The organism is Macrococcus sp. GL_134 (assembly GCF_057834705.1).
Genome location: NZ_CM174409.1, coordinates 1600783 through 1615824 on the forward strand (window position 1 = coordinate 1600783; position 15042 = coordinate 1615824).

Genomic DNA, 15042 nt, shown 5'->3' on the forward strand with positions numbered 1-15042 from the left:
CCTACATCTTAAAGTACAGCCACTGATTGCGGTCAAAATCTGCAACGGCATAACTATCTCCAATTTTCACAATCCACTGCTGTTCTTTAATATTGAATGCCTTCCTCAGCTCATCCTCTTTCTCAATCGGAAAACTGATTCCGGTCATTTTATTTTTATCATTAAAGTGCAGATATATTTTATTCTTCGTTAGTTTGACACGATATCTGTGATTCGATTCCGGATATAGTTCATCATTGATTACTGCATGACTTTTACCAAGGTAACTATTAAAGAAATCCTTGAAATTCGAGTAATTGCCATACATGTATTTTTCAAGTTCATTAAAACGATGGTCGTCGTACAATGCAGCAGGGTTGATATATAATAACTGACTGCGCTTCATCGTCATATCTTTGTCATCATAGGAAATGCGGTAGTCTTTATTGTTATAGCCTGTAATTTCAATCAATGTACCCGCAGGCACTTTGACAAACAGCTTGTTTTTATAAGTGATCGGCGCATCATCATTTTGAACGACTGCAAAAGCATATTTGTCAGTGAATTCCTCTTTTTTCTTGACAATAGCCGTCTCATCTTTCACTTCACTCTTCGGTTCATATTCAACCTGCTTCCAGATCAGTACAAAGAACAATAGACATGCGGCAAGCAGACTGACTGTCATTATAAGCAGTCTGCGCATCTCTTGATTCACTACTTTTTTGGAATGCTTGGACACACGTCTCATGGCTTCTTCATCACCGATGGCTTGTCTCTGCATCTTATATTCAAGATCAAACAATGATTCATTTTTAGTACCGAGTGACTGTTCATAACGAGTGACATAGTTTGTATAGAGAGGAATCACTTCATCAGGTGTTCCTGACTTTCTCACTTGCCCGTGACTGAGCCAAGTCATATAGTTTGCTTTCTCTCTGATGACGTCCAGCTCTTCTTCGATGAGTACGATCGCTTTCCCGTCACGCATCAACAGTTCGATGACTGTCTTGAACTTTTCCTTGAACGACGGATTCAAATGTCTTGAGAGATCATCATATATGACTACTTCAGGTTTCAAAAAGTACGTCAAAGCGACAAACAACTGTGACTTTTCACCTGTCGTCAGCTCATCAAACGGAACTTTTGCCCGTTCATCAAGTTCTGCATATGTAAGAATCTGTTTGGTTTTTGCTGCAAACTGAGCTAACGGCACATTGTATGATAATAAGACGGTTTCAATCATCTGGTCGAGCGAATGATGCCCGGTGAACTGATGATGATGACTGGCGAGAAATGTAGGATAATTATTGCGTACTTTGCCGCTCGACGGCTCAATCACTTTAGAGATCAGCTTGCCGACAACTGATTTCCCTGAACCCGGGAGCCCAGTAATGCCAAGCGTTTCTCCGCGATAAAGATGTATCGTCACCTGATTCAACTCTACATGCCGATTCTCTCTTTTATGCAGCAGCCTTGAAGTCAGCGTTTTGTCGCCCGCGTCAAAGAAATATTTAGTTACATTAACGAGTCTTACAAGTATCTCACCGGCCATATTGTTACTCCTTTACTATTTCAACTGCAGTAGTGCTAAGGGGATACCTTCTTCACTCGTAGTCCCTTGCAGTCTGAATCCCCATGCAAATATTCCTTTAATACGTTCCACCTTGAAGTAATGGGCTTCAACGCCTACTAGACGATACACTTGCCCGACTTTCACTGTCGTGGGATCAACTAAATAGCTCTCAGCAATCAATGCTTTACGCTGATATACTTCATATTCATTAATGACGCCCATCGTCTCAGCTTTTCTGGCACGTTCTCTGTAATGAGCAATGACCTCCCGCAGTTCGTGTTCGGTCATTTCAACTAATTTCTTATCTTCATTCATCTTCAATACCACTTTCTTTAAGCGCAGGTAACAGGTCATCATAAGAAAATCCTTTACGCATCATCGCTGTAATAACTTTTTGCTTCAGCTCATGGCCTGAAGCTTTGCGTGACCATCTGGAAACTTGTTTCTCCAGTTCTGTCTGAAGAACGCCCTCGTCACCGTTATATTCCATAGCTTTCATATAAGGAACAACGATATTCAAATTATAACCTTTTTGAGCAAGTGTTTGTATTGTTTTTTGTTCTGCTAGACGCTGTGAGGACTTTCGTGCATGCTTATCCAGCTGTTTTTGAATGAGATGGGTCATCCGTTCCTCATCCATCTCGTCAGTATATAAGTCATAGTACTGATCAATCAAGTCGCGTTCAATGCCTTTTTCATATAACTTCTGCTTGAAGATTTCAGGACCTTTGTCGGTTGTATGAATCATGGTGTTCATTAAGCTCTGAGCATAATCTATATGATTGATATAACCGTTATCTAAGCAGTACTTAACCACTTGACTGATGGTTTCATCAGGAACGTCATCTTTTGCTAGATGCTCTCTGATTTCTTTCTCTGTTCTTTTTTTATAGGACAGATAGATGAGTGCACGATTAATCGCCCTGCGGTAATCATCATACACTTTGATGTCCGCAAGGCGTTCTTTTGAAATGTCATCATCTTTTCTTAAATTAAAGTGCACATATGTTGCACTATCAATCCCCATATAGAAATTCCCATCAATATAGAGATTGAACCGATCTTTGTTGTTCTTTTGAACCTCAATCATTGTAATCTTCATATGCTCACTCCTTATCCGAGGCCTGCCACTGCTTCGTTATATTGAGCTTCCGTAATCAGCTGCTGATCAAGCATTTTGGTGAGCGTCCGCTTCGTACGTGATTGCAGAGCAGTGTCCATCTGAAAATTGTCAACATCATAATTACTCGGCGCGTTAATAGTACTTGCAAGAATCGCACTTTGCAGCACAGTGATTTGCGGTAGATAACCATTTGTATAAGTCGTTGTACTAAAATAATGATTCGCCGCATCCTCTATATTATAAATATTATCACCAAAATAAATAGAACTTAAGTAATAGCTCAAAATTTCATCTTTTGAATAGTTGTTTTCGATACGCTTAGCTACAACAATTTCTTTGAGTTTTCGGGAAATGGACCGTTCATTATTGAAATAATAATTTTTAGCAAGCTGCTGTGTAATAGTGCTGCCACCTTGGGACGCCTCCCCGTTTTTCAGCGAAACAAAAATGGCGCGTCCTGTTCCAAACCAGTCTACACCATCATGATTATAAAATCGCTTATCTTCAATAGCAATAAACGCATTTTTGACATAGTCCGGCATATCAGAAACAGCAACAAATGTCTCTTTATTATTTATATCCTGCAACTCATCTATATTGACTTTCATTCCTTGATAGAAATAAAATCCGAGAATTAAACCTAGAATTAAAATAGGTATCATTAAAAATGAACAACCGCAGCCGCGTTTTCTTCTCATATAAGTGCTCCTTCCTTCATTGACTCCTTAAATAGTAACAAATATATACAGCTGAAGGAACGCTGAGCCTCTTGAAATGCAATAAATCAGTCTCTAGCCCTAGATCTGAAGACGGTATAAAAAATAAAAAAATAAGAACCAGTTATGGTCCTTATTTTTCAGATGTTATTTAAGCTGCGCTAACATTTCTCTATTAAAGTCAGGCAAGTCGTCCGGTGTTCTTGATGTAACTAATTTGCCGTCGACAACTACTGATTCATCAACAACTGTTGCGCCCGCATTTTTAAGATCTTTTCGTACTGAAATATAACTTGTCAGTTTACGGCCCTTTAATTCATCAGTATCAATGAGCAGCTGTGGTCCATGACAAATCGCAAATACTGGTTTGTCAGCAGTAAAGAATTCTTTCGTAAACTTACCGAAACGTCCTTCTTCATCACCGCGCAGCTGGTCAGGAGAGAAACCTCCGGGAATCAGCAGTGCATCGTAGTCATCTGCTTTGACGTCTGAAATTTCTTTGTCTATAGTAACTTCAGCTTCTTCTCTTTTGCCTTTTACCGTGGAACCTGCTTCATTGCCGATAACTTCCACTTCATAGCCTTCACCTTTTAATGCTTCAACCGGGCTTGTATATTCAACATCCTCGAATAAATTATCTAATACGACTGCCACTTTCTTGGTCATGAATAAATTCCTCCTATAAGTAATGGTAGTATTATTTACCCGTCTATAGTTTCATTAAACATATATTCATCCATTAAAGGCGTTTCTTCCTTACGAGCTTCACTACCATCTCTACCTGCACTGTTTGAGGAAACATATCAATCGGCTGAATATATTCGACTGTGAATGCTTTAGTTAAATGTGCGAGATCTTTAGCAAGTGATGACGGGTTTCTACTTATATATATTAACGTCTTAGGCTTCAGTTCATTGAACACATCAAGTTCATCAAATGATAGTCCTGCTCTTGTCGGATTGACTGTGATGACATCAGGATAGAAACCGTCGTCAATCCATTGTTCAAGCTGATTGAGCGGTTCGCCCGCTTCAAATGTACAGTTGTCGATGTTGTTCAATGCTGCATTATATACCGCATTGACTACAGCTGAACTATCACTATGAACGCCGCGTACTTCTGCTGCCTGTTCCGCCAGATAGAGTGTACTACCGCCAGTACCACAGTATATATCTACTACCCGTTCTGTTCCTGTTAATGCTGCTGCTTCTTTAACCGCCTGATAGAGCACGGTCGTCTGTTCTGTATTGATCTGGAAGAATCCTTCAGGCGTTAAATCATATTCGTAATGATCAAGCTGCTCTCTTATCGTCGGTTCGCCTGCAATAATCAGCGTCTCAGGGCCAAGTACCCGAGATTCTTTGTCGGCATTGATGTTCAAAGCAAAACTCGTGACACCAGGTATTCTCATCACGCGTTCCGCTAACAGGTCCTGCTTATTCAGCTGACGTGTCGTTGAAACAAGGACAACCTGTATTTCTTCTGTATGTTTGGCAATGCGGGACACAATAAAACGGACACCGTGATCGCGCTGCGGATTTTTAGCAACGTCAATATTCAGTTCACTCATCAATCGCTTCACTTCATTTGTTACAAACATCGTCCGGCTATCCTGAACGATGCAGTCGTCAATATCAATCAGCGTATTGGAATGCTCCTTATAGAGACCTGCACGTATCGTGCGTCCCGATTTCTCTACCGGAAACAAATTCATATTGCGATATCGGAACGGTTCATCCATACCGATAACATCTTTGACTGTCTCAGCAGCTACGTGACCGGCATAGCGGTCGAGAGAATCTTTAATGATCTGCTGCTTATAGTCAAGCTGCGCCGGGTAGCTCAAATGTTGAATCTGACAGCCTCCACATAGATGAAATACAGGACACGGTGCTTTAACGCGGTCTTTTGAACGTTCTCTGATCTTGAGCATTTTTCCTTCAAGATATTTATTGTTGACTTTAGTCACTTGAACTAATACAACTTCGCCTGGAAGTGCATCACGTACAAAAGTTGCTTTTCTTTTGTAATAACCGATGCCCTCACCGTTAATGCCAAGCCGCTTAATCGTGAGCGGAAACTTCTGTCCTACTTTTACATTGATATCTGCCATGTATGTCTCCTTATGATTTAATCGACTTCACTTTTTGTTCCAATTGATCAAGGATTAACAGCCATTCATCAATATCTGCTAAATCTGTTGTTTCAGGATCAACAGATTCTATCTCTTCGATAAAATCGGTTAATTTGTCTTTAATTTCATTTAATGATTCATTCGCCATCATCATCTCTCCTATTTCAAACGTTTATTCAGTCGTTCTTCATTATGAACGACATGCGGGATAGTTTCAATGTTAATCATATACAAAGACCTCCTTTTAGAATGTTCACTGAGGTGTTTATCTTCTAAAAGGAGGATATGTTCTGTCGTGAATGATGAGTTAATCAGACATATAATTTAGTCGCAAAAAAATTAAGCAGTTCCTTACTTTGCGCGACGCGTTCTTTCCGGTGACGCGCTCTGTCCTTACCGGTTTCATTCAACCAGATCTGGTCTTCAGTTTCGCCGTAGACTTCCGGCACTTGAACAGGTTTATTATTTTCGTCAAGTGCGACAAATGTCAGGAAGCTGATTGCCGCAAGCTGTTTCGTTTGTTCAAGCACATTCTCAGAAATGATCTTCACACAGACTTCAAGTGATGAATTCCCTGTGTAAGTGACAAGTGACACAAGTGAGACGATTTCGCCTGGTCTGATGGGTCTGATGAAGTCCACCGAATCCGTTGAAGCAGTCACGACTGAGCGTCCACAATGACGCGTTGCTGCAATCGCTGCGACATCATCAATCATCGCCATCAGTTTGCCGCCGAATAAAGTATGATGATGATTCGTATCTGTCGGAAATACTTGCTGCGTCTTAATAGTGCGTGATTCAGACATGGATTTTCTTTGTCGTTCTGTCATATTCTGTTCCCCTTGTTGTGTAGTGGTAATTCTATTTTACATGATGCCACTCAATAATGACATAATAAAAAAGAGATAGCGCACTACCTCTTTTTAATAGACTTATTAATGTAAATCATCTGCAAAAACTTTCTTTTCAAGTGCTTCTTCAGGTGTATCTATTTTTTCAGTTTCTGATGAATCAAATGCTTTCACTAAAAAATACATTAATGTTCCACCGAACAAAGCGATCGAGAAAATGAAAGAAAGTACTATAAACCACATCATCGGTTCAGACATCATTGGATTCTCTGCCATTATTCATCCTCCTGTGTATTCACAAATATATGATTATCATATCACTTATAACTTTAAATTAAAATGCCCAATTACCGTTGACGAAGATTGCTTCTTCATTACCTTCTGCTGTAATCCCGCTAATATTCATTTCAGCATTACCGATCATGAAGTCTTCATGAGTGATGGAATTATTCAGTCCAGCTGCTTCCAATTGTGCGTCATCCATAAGTTTGCCGCCTTCAAGACAGAACGGGTAGGCAGAACCGAGCGCTAAATGGCATGAAGCATTCTCATCGAACAACGTATTATAGAACAGCACCTGGCTGTTAGAAATCGGTGAATCATGCGGCACTAAAGCGACTTCTCCTAAATAAGTGGCAGCGTCGTCTGATTCTAACAGACCCTTTAAGATGTCTTCTCCAGTCTCCGCTTGATAATCCACTACTTTGCCATCTTTGAACGTCAGTTTGAAGTTATCGATGATATTGCCGCCATAACTGAGCGGCAATGTGCTGCTTACAGTACCGTTTACTTGATCTTTATGAGGAACAGTGAACACTTCCTCTGTCGGCATATTTGCCATAAATTCGATACCATCTTTACTAATAGAAGAAGCACCACACCAAATATGCCCTTCAGGTAAGCCGATAGTTAAATCAGTGCCCGGCGCTGAATATTTAAGCGCCTTATAGTTTTTCTTATTTAAGTAATCTGCTTTAGTGTGAAGATTGCTGTTATGTTCTTCCCATGCTTTGACTGGATCTGCTTCATTGGCACGCACTGTGTATAAAATCAGTTCAAGCAGTTTATCAAACGCTGCTTCCTTGTCAAGTTCCGGGAACACAAGCTGTGCCCACTCATAAGAAGGATAAGCTGCGACTGTCCAGGCGAACTGATCGGACTGCATCATTTTCATGTATTCTTTGAAAGCTGTGCCATAAGCCCGCATATTTGCTGCTAATTTTTGCGGGTCTGCATCTTTTAGATTTTCGGGACTTGAAGAGATGAGTGCGAGCTGAGCTGCCCCGTCTCTAGCATAGTCCATTCTTTCGTCTACTACATAATCAGGAACATTAGTAATCACTTCTAGTGGACGGTACTGAAACGCAAGCTGCGACAACCGGTCATCACCATAAGCCACATGAACATCTTCTGATCCTGCTTTATACGCTTCTTCTACTACTAAATGCACAAATTCTGCAGCATCTACTGTTGCTCTGATATAGACACGCTGCTTCGGCTGCACATTCATTCCGATATTGACAAGCAGCTGTGCATACTTCTGTAATCTTTCATCCCTATTGTTAATCATTATTTTTTCCCCTTTTATTTTCTAAGATTTCCGAGTGCCTCAGTAATAGCAGTCATTTCACTCGGCGAAATATTTTCGCGTTTCATCACCATATCATACAGATCCGTCAGCTCATCTATTTTAGAGTCATCGATACTATCTGCATTAATCACGCCGACATTGACCAATTTTAATTTTCCGGCAATGGCGTTCATCATTTCTTCTTTAGTCATGGTATTATCCCTTCTTATCAATATAAATTCTACTTCATTTTAGCAAATGTCATCGTCTCATGAAACATTTTAATTATTTTCTTGTTGAAAAGAAGTTTATGGATAGATGATAATGGATATAGATACATTAACAACAACAAAACATTTATTTTCAGGAGGAGATTCAACATGAATAACAAATTAATTCCAGCAGTAGTAGCAGGTGCCGCAGTAGGTGCCGCTGTCGCTTTATTAGACAAAAAGACACGCAGCTCAGTAAAAGGTCAAGTCAGCAACGTCAGCCAAGTGACTAAAAATCCTTCAAGTGTCAAAGATAAAGCAACAAACATTAAAGACGAAGTCATCTACTGGAAAGAACAAGTCGAAGAAATTCGTCGTAACAACCCAGAGTTAGAAAAAGCATTATTACAAGCTAAAGACTTAGTTGTTGGTTTACGTAATGGAGATACTAATCTTAATTCTTCATCTAATAACTTCAAACAAAATGAGTCAGATAATAACCAAAATAACGCTGCTAAAGCATTTGATGCTAACAAAAACAATACAAATGCTAACAAAAACAATACAAATGCTAACAATAAATAATTAAGTTATTTTAATAGAATAAGGAGGGATTCGGCTTGGCTAAAGACCAGAAGAACTCCTCTAAATACTTGACTCAGACGGCCAACCCGTCTGAGTCAAGTCGTTTAGAGGAAAATTATGTGAGCACTCAAGAATTTCAGTCAAAGAAACCTAAAAAGGCTGACGAAGAATTACATGTTTCTAAAATCAATAAACCTGCTAAGTATAAGAAAGACGGTAACTTCTTTCAGCGACTGCTCTATCGTATCGGTAAAGACGATGCGTCCGGGCTGTCTGCACAGCTTGCTTATTATTTCATGTTATCGCTGTTTCCATTACTCATTTTCCTATTAACATTAATTCCGTTGTTCAATATCCAGCAGTCAACGATTACAGATGCGATTGCTAAAAATGCACCGGGAGAAACAGCATCAATGATCACAAATATTGTTAGTGACGTTATGAAAAATAGTTCAGGCGGCTTATTGTCTTTCGGTATCATCGCGGCGTTATGGTCTGCTTCTAACGGGATGACTGCGTTAATGAATGCCTTTAATGTTGCTTACGAAGTGGAAGATGCAAGGAATCCTATCGTCTCTAAATTACTGTCTGTATTATTTACTGTTATTATGATTCTAGTATTAGCTGTGACATTAGCATTACCGATCTTCGGTGAACAGCTCGGCAACCTGCTGTTCGGCAAAATCGGACTGCAAAGTGAATTCAAATGGGTATTCAATCTCGTTAAAGTCCTATTGCCACTCATTGTAACATTTGTTGTGTTTATGACATTGTATGCCATTGCGCCAAATGTTAAAATTAGTTGGAAATCTGTCTTACCAGGTGCTTTATTTGCCACAATTGTATGGTTAGCTGCCAGCTCATTATTTGGGTTCTATGTCAGCAACTTCGCTAACTACTCAAAAACATATGGTAGTATCGGAGGGGTCATCGTATTGATGTTATGGTTATATTTGACCGGTTTCATTATTATTATCGGTGCTCAGATCAATGCGATTATACATGAGAAAAAAGCGCATCTACTGGATAATACAACTAATTAGGAGGCCATTATGACATTACTTGACGATATTCTCTCTTTCAACCAGCAATTTGTAGCAGACAAACAATACAAAGGGTTTCAAACTTCCAAAGTCCCTTCGATGAAAGCCGTAGTCCTTACATGTATGGATACAAGACTTGTAGAACTTTCTTCAAAAGCACTCGGTTTTAAAAACGGCGATATCAAAATCGTAAAAAATGCCGGTGCTACAATCACTCATCCATACGGTGCAACGATGCGTAGTCTTCTTGTCGGTATTTATGCATTAGGGGCTGAGGAAATCATCATTATGGGTCATCAGGACTGCGGCATGGGTAATCTTGATGTTGAGACAGTGCTTACTACTATGAAATCTCGTGGTGTTAAAGAAGAAGTGCTTCATACACTTGAACATTCTGGAATTGATGTCCATCATTTTCTAGAAGGTTTCAAAGACGTCAGAGAGAACGTCAGTAATAATATTGATCTCGTTTACAATCATCCATTGTTTGATCGTTCAGTACCTGTCCACGGACTCGTTATCGACCCGAATACAGGTGAACTCGAACTGATTCATAATGGTTATGACAATGTAGTTAAATAACAAAACCGCTCATGATTTTCATGAGCGGTTTTGTTATTGTGCTATCAGATGATGTTTGAATGCATAGATGACAGCCTGTGTCCGGTCCTGCACTTCAAGTTTACTTAATATATTGCTGACATGTGTTTTCACTGTTTTAATGGTAATATGGCTGGCATCTGCAATCTCCTGATTGGAGTATCCTTTGGCAATCAGCATGAGAATTTCCATCTCGCGTTCTGTCAGCATTTCATGAAGTGCCGCCCTTTGGTTCATCCGGTTACGCATCTTCGTCATCACTTCTGCTTCAAATACTGATTCGCCGTTATACGTTTTGCGAACGGCATCCGCTATCGCATCGGCACTAGATGTTTTCAGTATATAGCTGTCGACACCCGCGTCAATCGCAGCGTACACTTCTTTGTCATCAATAAAGCTTGTCAGCATAATGACTTTGATGTGAGGCATCCTGCTTTTAATGATGCTTGTCGCCTCAATACCATTCATCTTATTCATCACCATATCCATTAAAATGACATCAGGCTGAAGTGCTTCTGCCTGTTCAATGCCCTCTTGTCCATCTCCTGCTTCACCGACGATGTCAATGTCCTCCTGCGTTGACAAAAAGCTCGATATACCGATTCTGACCATCTCGTGATCATCTACAAATAACACTCTCATGATGTCTCTCCTCCTGTCGGTACTTTTACTTCAATTCTCGTACCACTCTCCGGCGCTGAAATAATTTGGCAGTGGCCCCCGATTTCAAGTGCCCGCTCTTTCATCGTATTGATCCCATACCTTGTTTCATCACGCTTATTCATATCAAAGCCTCTACCATCATCAACGAGTCTTAATATGACACTGTCTCCTACTTGAAAGAGCTCGATTGATACTATTTTTGCATGTGCATGTCTCAACGTATTGGATATTGCTTCCTGAGTAATTCTGAACAAATGGTCTTCAATCCCTTTTGACAGCTTAATATCTTCAATATTCATTCGAATATCCATCGGAATTTTATTTTTCAGATCAGTCATCAGATCAGTAATTCCAGCTCCGAGTGATTTGTTTTGAAGGGCTAATGGTCTTAAGTGAAGAAGTAATGCCCGCATCTCGAGCTGTGCCTCGTGCAGCATGTTTTCCAGTATAGCGACTTGTTTTGCCGGCTGGGCTTCAAGAGGATGATTCTTGACCGCTGACAGCATCATGCTGGCCGCAAATAACTGCTGACTGACTGAATCGTGAAGATCTCGTGCCAGCCGCTGACGTTCTTCTTCGACAATCTTCTTCACGACCTGCTCATTGACACCTGTTGTCACGAGCTGGTTCTGATGTTTGACTGTTCTTACCGTATCGTTTAGTTTGATGATGGTCTGATACAGTTCATAAATTTCGGGCTGCATCAGCAGTTCATCGTTGTCATCCAGTTGTTCACCGTAATCAATTGCTTCCATCTGGTTCTTCACCCATGACAGCTGCTCATTCTGCTTGTAGGCTGTCAACGATCCCATGATGATACAGGCAAGGATGACGATGATATTCAGAAATAAAAATGCCGGTACGCCAATAATCTGTGTATACAGCATCCCTTGGAAATAAATGATATTAACAAATATTCGGTCAAGCACATAGAATATAAAGACGAGCGTATAGACCAGTATAAGCATGACTCCAATCATCCGTGTGTAGTTATTCATCGATGAACTACCTCCAAATCTCCGACGATTGAAGAGACGATGATCTTGATCATCACACCGTTATGATATTCTTCAGACAGATATGTCAGTCGTTCGTTTTTAGCGCGCTTCGTAAACTCATGACCGACTTTCAGCTGGCCGTACAGTGCTGAATAATCCACTTTAGTCTGGTAGTGATGCGGAACGATGACGGTTGTTTTCCCGAGCATATGATTTATGACAATTAAATTTTCTTCCTGCAGATTGGCTGCGTTTGTCAGATCAATCGTCACATCACCGACCGCATGCTGCAGATGGATATCATCAAAACGATAGACTTCTTTTGGCGTCTCTTGTGTGTTGAACCACTTCTGACCATAGACATGGACATCCTTGTCAGCAGTCACTATGACATGGACGGGCTTCCTGCGGGTAATCATATATCGTACAGCTAAAATAATAAGAAAACTGAACAGCACGATGAGCGTATAAGGATTGGACAGCATACCGAACAGCACAAGGCTGAGTCCTATCCAGAACTGGACAAGCCCCCGTAGTTTCTTTCTGAAGTACTGACTGATGAAAATCAGCAGTGCCCCTAAGATGAGGACGAGCAGCATCCCTGTTTTAACAAAAAATATATAATATAAGTTAGACAATAACAATAAAATCAAAAAGCTGATCAATATTTCTGTGGAGACTAATTGTTTCACGTACTCACTTCTTTCCCCTTCAGTTTTGTAATCATCATTATCTCATACTGGGTCTCTTCTTTCATATATTCAATCATCTGAAGAGATGCCTCAATTTCTCTCAATTCTTCGTCAATTTTATTCAGTTCATTCAACGTTGCATAGCGGTTGGCACGAAAATTCCGCTTACTGCCATCTTCTGAATCAATGACGGTCAACTGGAACTGTTGACTATCATATTTTTCTATCAACCGTTCATGTTCCTTAGTTTTCACGGCTTTCATCACATTGAGTTCCGTCAGTTTCTGCTGCAGTTCCTTAAGTTTTAAGTACAGACTTTGTCTGACACTCTTTTTTACCGTCTGTTTTAAATAGCATGTTAAGCGGTTCATACCCTCATCTCCTTGTCATCCTCATCAGTATAAAAAAAGTTCCTGAAGACGTAAAACGTCTCAGGAACGATTTTGACCTCATACTTTAGTCTGAGATGCGCTCAGTTAACAGTAAAGGACCTTCTTTAGTCACGACAATCGTATGTTCAATCTGTGCAACATAGCTGTTATCGCTCGTTTCAAATGCCCAGTCATCTTTGCCGTCGGTTACTAATGTAGCTTTTGATGAGATAAATGGTTCTACAGCAAGAACCATGCCCTCTTTCAGCAAGTCTTTTTCGAATGGATCATAATAGTTCAGGACATGTTTAGGATCTTCATGGAGACTTCTGCCGATACCGTGACCTGTCAAGTTTTTGATGACTGTGACCCCATTTTTTCTAGCAGTCGCATTAACAGCACGGCCGATCTGACTTAATTTTGTGCCTGGTTTTACTTTTTTCATTGCTTCTTCGAATGCCATTAAAGCAACATCTACTACTTTTTGTTTTAATGGGTCGCTAGTTTGACCGACAACGAAAGAAATACCTGTATCAGCATAATAGCCATCTTTACAGCCTGATACATCGACGTTCACAAGGTCTCCCTCATTAATCACACGGCCGCCTGGAATACCATGCGCTACTTCTTCGTTGACACTAATACATGTATAGCCCGGAAAATCATATTCAGTGATCGGTGCGGATTTCGCGTCCAACTGTTCAAACAAACTGCCTGCAATATCATCAAGTTCCTTTGTTGTAATACCAGGAACTGTTTTCTCTCTTAAAGTATCTCTGATTTCAGCAACAATCTGCCCTATTGCTTTTAATTTTTCTAGTTCTTCATTTGATTTTACAATCATTATTATCTCTTCTTTCAATTTGTTGTCATAGTTTATTATAACAAATTATTAATGTTATACTAATTAAAAAACTATGGATAGGTAATCACTCATGAAATGGACTAAACAAATCATCGGTCCCCGAATCATAAAAACAGGTCTCGCAACGTTTCTGACTGCGCTCATCTGTCAGCTGCTCCACTTACCAGCGACTTTCGCGGTCATCACATCGCTCGTCTCGATTGAGCCCACCGCGAAAGCCTCATTGAGAAAAGCACTCGTCAGATTCCCGGCCTCAATTCTCGGTGCATTCATTGCAGTGACCAGCGCTTATTTTCTAGGAGAATCACCGCTTGCCTACAGCATCGCAGCCACACTTACTATTGTCGTCTGCTATCAGTTGAAACTATATGACGGCATGCTTGTAGCGAGTCTGACAGCGGCAGCGATGATACCGAATATTCACGATGACTTTGCCATGAACTTTTTTTCACGGCTCATCACGTCAATCATTGGATTGACAACAGCAGGTCTCGTCAATTTTTTAGTGCTGCCTCCGAAGTATCAGCTGCAGATTGAACAGCTTATGATGACCGTGGAACACAACCTGGATCAGCTATTTATTGCACGCGGCAAAGAAGTGCTGATCGGTCATTTCAATTCTGAAGACAGCATTCAGAAATTGCTGAATATTAATAAGACTATGACAAAGATCGAGCAGCTGACCCAGTATGAACATGAAGAATTTCAATATCATCAGGCTGATATCAGCAGAAAAAAACTCATGATCGAACTAGAAGAACGCCTTCAGTTCAATCAGCTGTATATCATCCATCTGACCAATATGATCTACCTTCCTCAAGGGACAGCCTTTGACTTTCACGGTGACGAACGGCAGGCATATACGGCCATTCTGTCAGCGATGGAACACCGTGTACCGGTTCCTCGAGCTGCGCTATCGGTCTTCAAATCAAGCGTCAAACATCTGTCCGAATTTGATGACAATCAGCTGAAGAGCCACTATATATATGAGCTGCTGATGATACAGAAACTTCTCAAAGACCAATCCCATAAAAAAATGCGTCGATGAGCATCATCGACGCATTTTT

20 protein-coding genes are annotated in these 15042 nt (G+C 40.4%); 4 read left to right on the top strand and 16 right to left on the bottom strand.

Going from position 1 to position 15042, the window contains the following annotated elements:
* Window position 1 precedes the first annotated feature (1 nt).
* From AC3IPL_RS08360 to AC3IPL_RS08410, 11 genes are all read right to left on the bottom strand, one after another.
* Entirely contained in the window at window positions 2-1531 is a 1530-nt protein-coding gene (locus tag AC3IPL_RS08360) for an ATP-binding cassette domain-containing protein (RefSeq protein WP_489240549.1), read from the bottom strand.
* Window positions 1532-1546: 15 nt separating this feature from the next.
* On the bottom strand, window positions 1547-1867 hold the full coding sequence (locus AC3IPL_RS08365) for a YfhH family protein (RefSeq protein WP_489240551.1): 321 nt from the start codon (window positions 1865-1867) through the stop codon (window positions 1547-1549).
* Window positions 1860-2654, bottom strand: a complete 795-nt coding sequence (recX, locus tag AC3IPL_RS08370; RefSeq protein ID WP_489240552.1) for a recombination regulator RecX — start codon at window positions 2652-2654, stop codon at window positions 1860-1862. Before recX ends, AC3IPL_RS08365 begins: the two co-directional genes overlap by 8 nt.
* A gap of 11 nt (window positions 2655-2665) precedes the next feature.
* On the bottom strand, window positions 2666-3373 hold the full coding sequence (locus tag AC3IPL_RS08375) for a glycosyltransferase (protein ID WP_489240554.1): 708 nt from the start codon (window positions 3371-3373) through the stop codon (window positions 2666-2668).
* A gap of 165 nt (window positions 3374-3538) precedes the next feature.
* Window positions 3539-4057, bottom strand: coding sequence for a type 1 glutamine amidotransferase domain-containing protein (locus AC3IPL_RS08380; protein ID WP_489240556.1), 519 nt, complete (start codon window positions 4055-4057; stop codon window positions 3539-3541).
* 73 nt (window positions 4058-4130) lie between these two features.
* A complete protein-coding gene (gene rlmD, locus AC3IPL_RS08385) occupies window positions 4131-5504 on the bottom strand; it encodes a 23S rRNA (uracil(1939)-C(5))-methyltransferase RlmD (RefSeq protein ID WP_489240558.1) in 1374 nt (457 codons plus the stop codon).
* A 10-nt stretch (window positions 5505-5514) separates the two neighbouring features.
* On the bottom strand, window positions 5515-5673 hold the full coding sequence (locus AC3IPL_RS08390) for an SE1561 family protein (protein ID WP_489240559.1): 159 nt from the start codon (window positions 5671-5673) through the stop codon (window positions 5515-5517).
* Between the two features lie 163 nt (window positions 5674-5836).
* Window positions 5837-6355 (bottom strand): acyl-CoA thioesterase, encoded by a 519-nt coding sequence (locus tag AC3IPL_RS08395; protein ID WP_489240562.1) that lies wholly within the window; start codon window positions 6353-6355, stop codon window positions 5837-5839.
* Between the two features lie 105 nt (window positions 6356-6460).
* Window positions 6461-6652 carry a hypothetical protein gene (locus AC3IPL_RS08400; RefSeq protein ID WP_489240563.1) on the bottom strand — a complete coding sequence of 64 codons (192 nt, stop codon included), beginning with the start codon at window positions 6650-6652 and terminating at the stop codon, window positions 6461-6463.
* Window positions 6653-6710: 58 nt separating this feature from the next.
* Window positions 6711-7946 carry an aminopeptidase gene (locus AC3IPL_RS08405; RefSeq protein ID WP_489240565.1) on the bottom strand — a complete coding sequence of 412 codons (1236 nt, stop codon included), beginning with the start codon at window positions 7944-7946 and terminating at the stop codon, window positions 6711-6713.
* Between the two features lie 14 nt (window positions 7947-7960).
* Window positions 7961-8158 (bottom strand): DUF1128 family protein, encoded by a 198-nt coding sequence (locus AC3IPL_RS08410; RefSeq protein WP_489240567.1) that lies wholly within the window; start codon window positions 8156-8158, stop codon window positions 7961-7963.
* Window positions 8159-8326: 168 nt separating this feature from the next.
* Here AC3IPL_RS08410 and AC3IPL_RS08415 point away from each other — a divergent pair, with 168 nt between their 5' ends.
* Genes AC3IPL_RS08415 through AC3IPL_RS08425 form a run of 3 tightly spaced genes read left to right on the top strand, consistent with a single transcriptional unit; the run spans window position 8327 to window position 10368 of the window.
* Window positions 8327-8743 carry a YtxH domain-containing protein gene (locus AC3IPL_RS08415; RefSeq protein WP_489240569.1) on the top strand — a complete coding sequence of 139 codons (417 nt, stop codon included), beginning with the start codon at window positions 8327-8329 and terminating at the stop codon, window positions 8741-8743.
* 35 nt (window positions 8744-8778) lie between these two features.
* On the top strand, window positions 8779-9786 hold the full coding sequence (locus AC3IPL_RS08420) for a YihY/virulence factor BrkB family protein (protein WP_489240571.1): 1008 nt from the start codon (window positions 8779-8781) through the stop codon (window positions 9784-9786).
* Between the two features lie 9 nt (window positions 9787-9795).
* Window positions 9796-10368: a beta-class carbonic anhydrase gene (locus tag AC3IPL_RS08425; RefSeq protein WP_489240573.1), complete on the top strand. Its 573-nt coding sequence runs from the start codon at window positions 9796-9798 to the stop codon at window positions 10366-10368.
* A 33-nt stretch (window positions 10369-10401) separates the two neighbouring features.
* Here AC3IPL_RS08425 and AC3IPL_RS08430 read toward each other — a convergent pair whose 3' ends face one another.
* The 5 genes from AC3IPL_RS08430 to map form a co-directional block, all read right to left on the bottom strand.
* Entirely contained in the window at window positions 10402-11028 is a 627-nt protein-coding gene (locus AC3IPL_RS08430; protein ID WP_489240575.1) for a response regulator, read from the bottom strand.
* A complete protein-coding gene (locus tag AC3IPL_RS08435) occupies window positions 11025-12047 on the bottom strand; it encodes a sensor histidine kinase (protein ID WP_489240576.1) in 1023 nt (340 codons plus the stop codon). Before AC3IPL_RS08435 ends, AC3IPL_RS08430 begins: the two co-directional genes overlap by 4 nt.
* Window positions 12044-12739, bottom strand: a complete 696-nt coding sequence (gene liaF, locus AC3IPL_RS08440) for a cell wall-active antibiotics response protein LiaF (RefSeq protein WP_489240577.1) — start codon at window positions 12737-12739, stop codon at window positions 12044-12046. The genes AC3IPL_RS08435 and liaF overlap by 4 nt, the downstream gene beginning before the upstream one ends.
* Window positions 12736-13110: a hypothetical protein gene (locus AC3IPL_RS08445; RefSeq protein ID WP_489240579.1), complete on the bottom strand. Its 375-nt coding sequence runs from the start codon at window positions 13108-13110 to the stop codon at window positions 12736-12738. Before AC3IPL_RS08445 ends, liaF begins: the two co-directional genes overlap by 4 nt.
* A gap of 85 nt (window positions 13111-13195) precedes the next feature.
* Window positions 13196-13954 (bottom strand): type I methionyl aminopeptidase, encoded by a 759-nt coding sequence (map, locus tag AC3IPL_RS08450; RefSeq protein ID WP_489240580.1) that lies wholly within the window; start codon window positions 13952-13954, stop codon window positions 13196-13198.
* 91 nt (window positions 13955-14045) lie between these two features.
* On the opposite strand from map, the gene AC3IPL_RS08455 reads away from it, so the two are divergent.
* Window positions 14046-15023: an FUSC family protein gene (locus tag AC3IPL_RS08455; protein WP_489240581.1), complete on the top strand. Its 978-nt coding sequence runs from the start codon at window positions 14046-14048 to the stop codon at window positions 15021-15023.
* Window positions 15024-15042 lie beyond the last annotated feature (19 nt).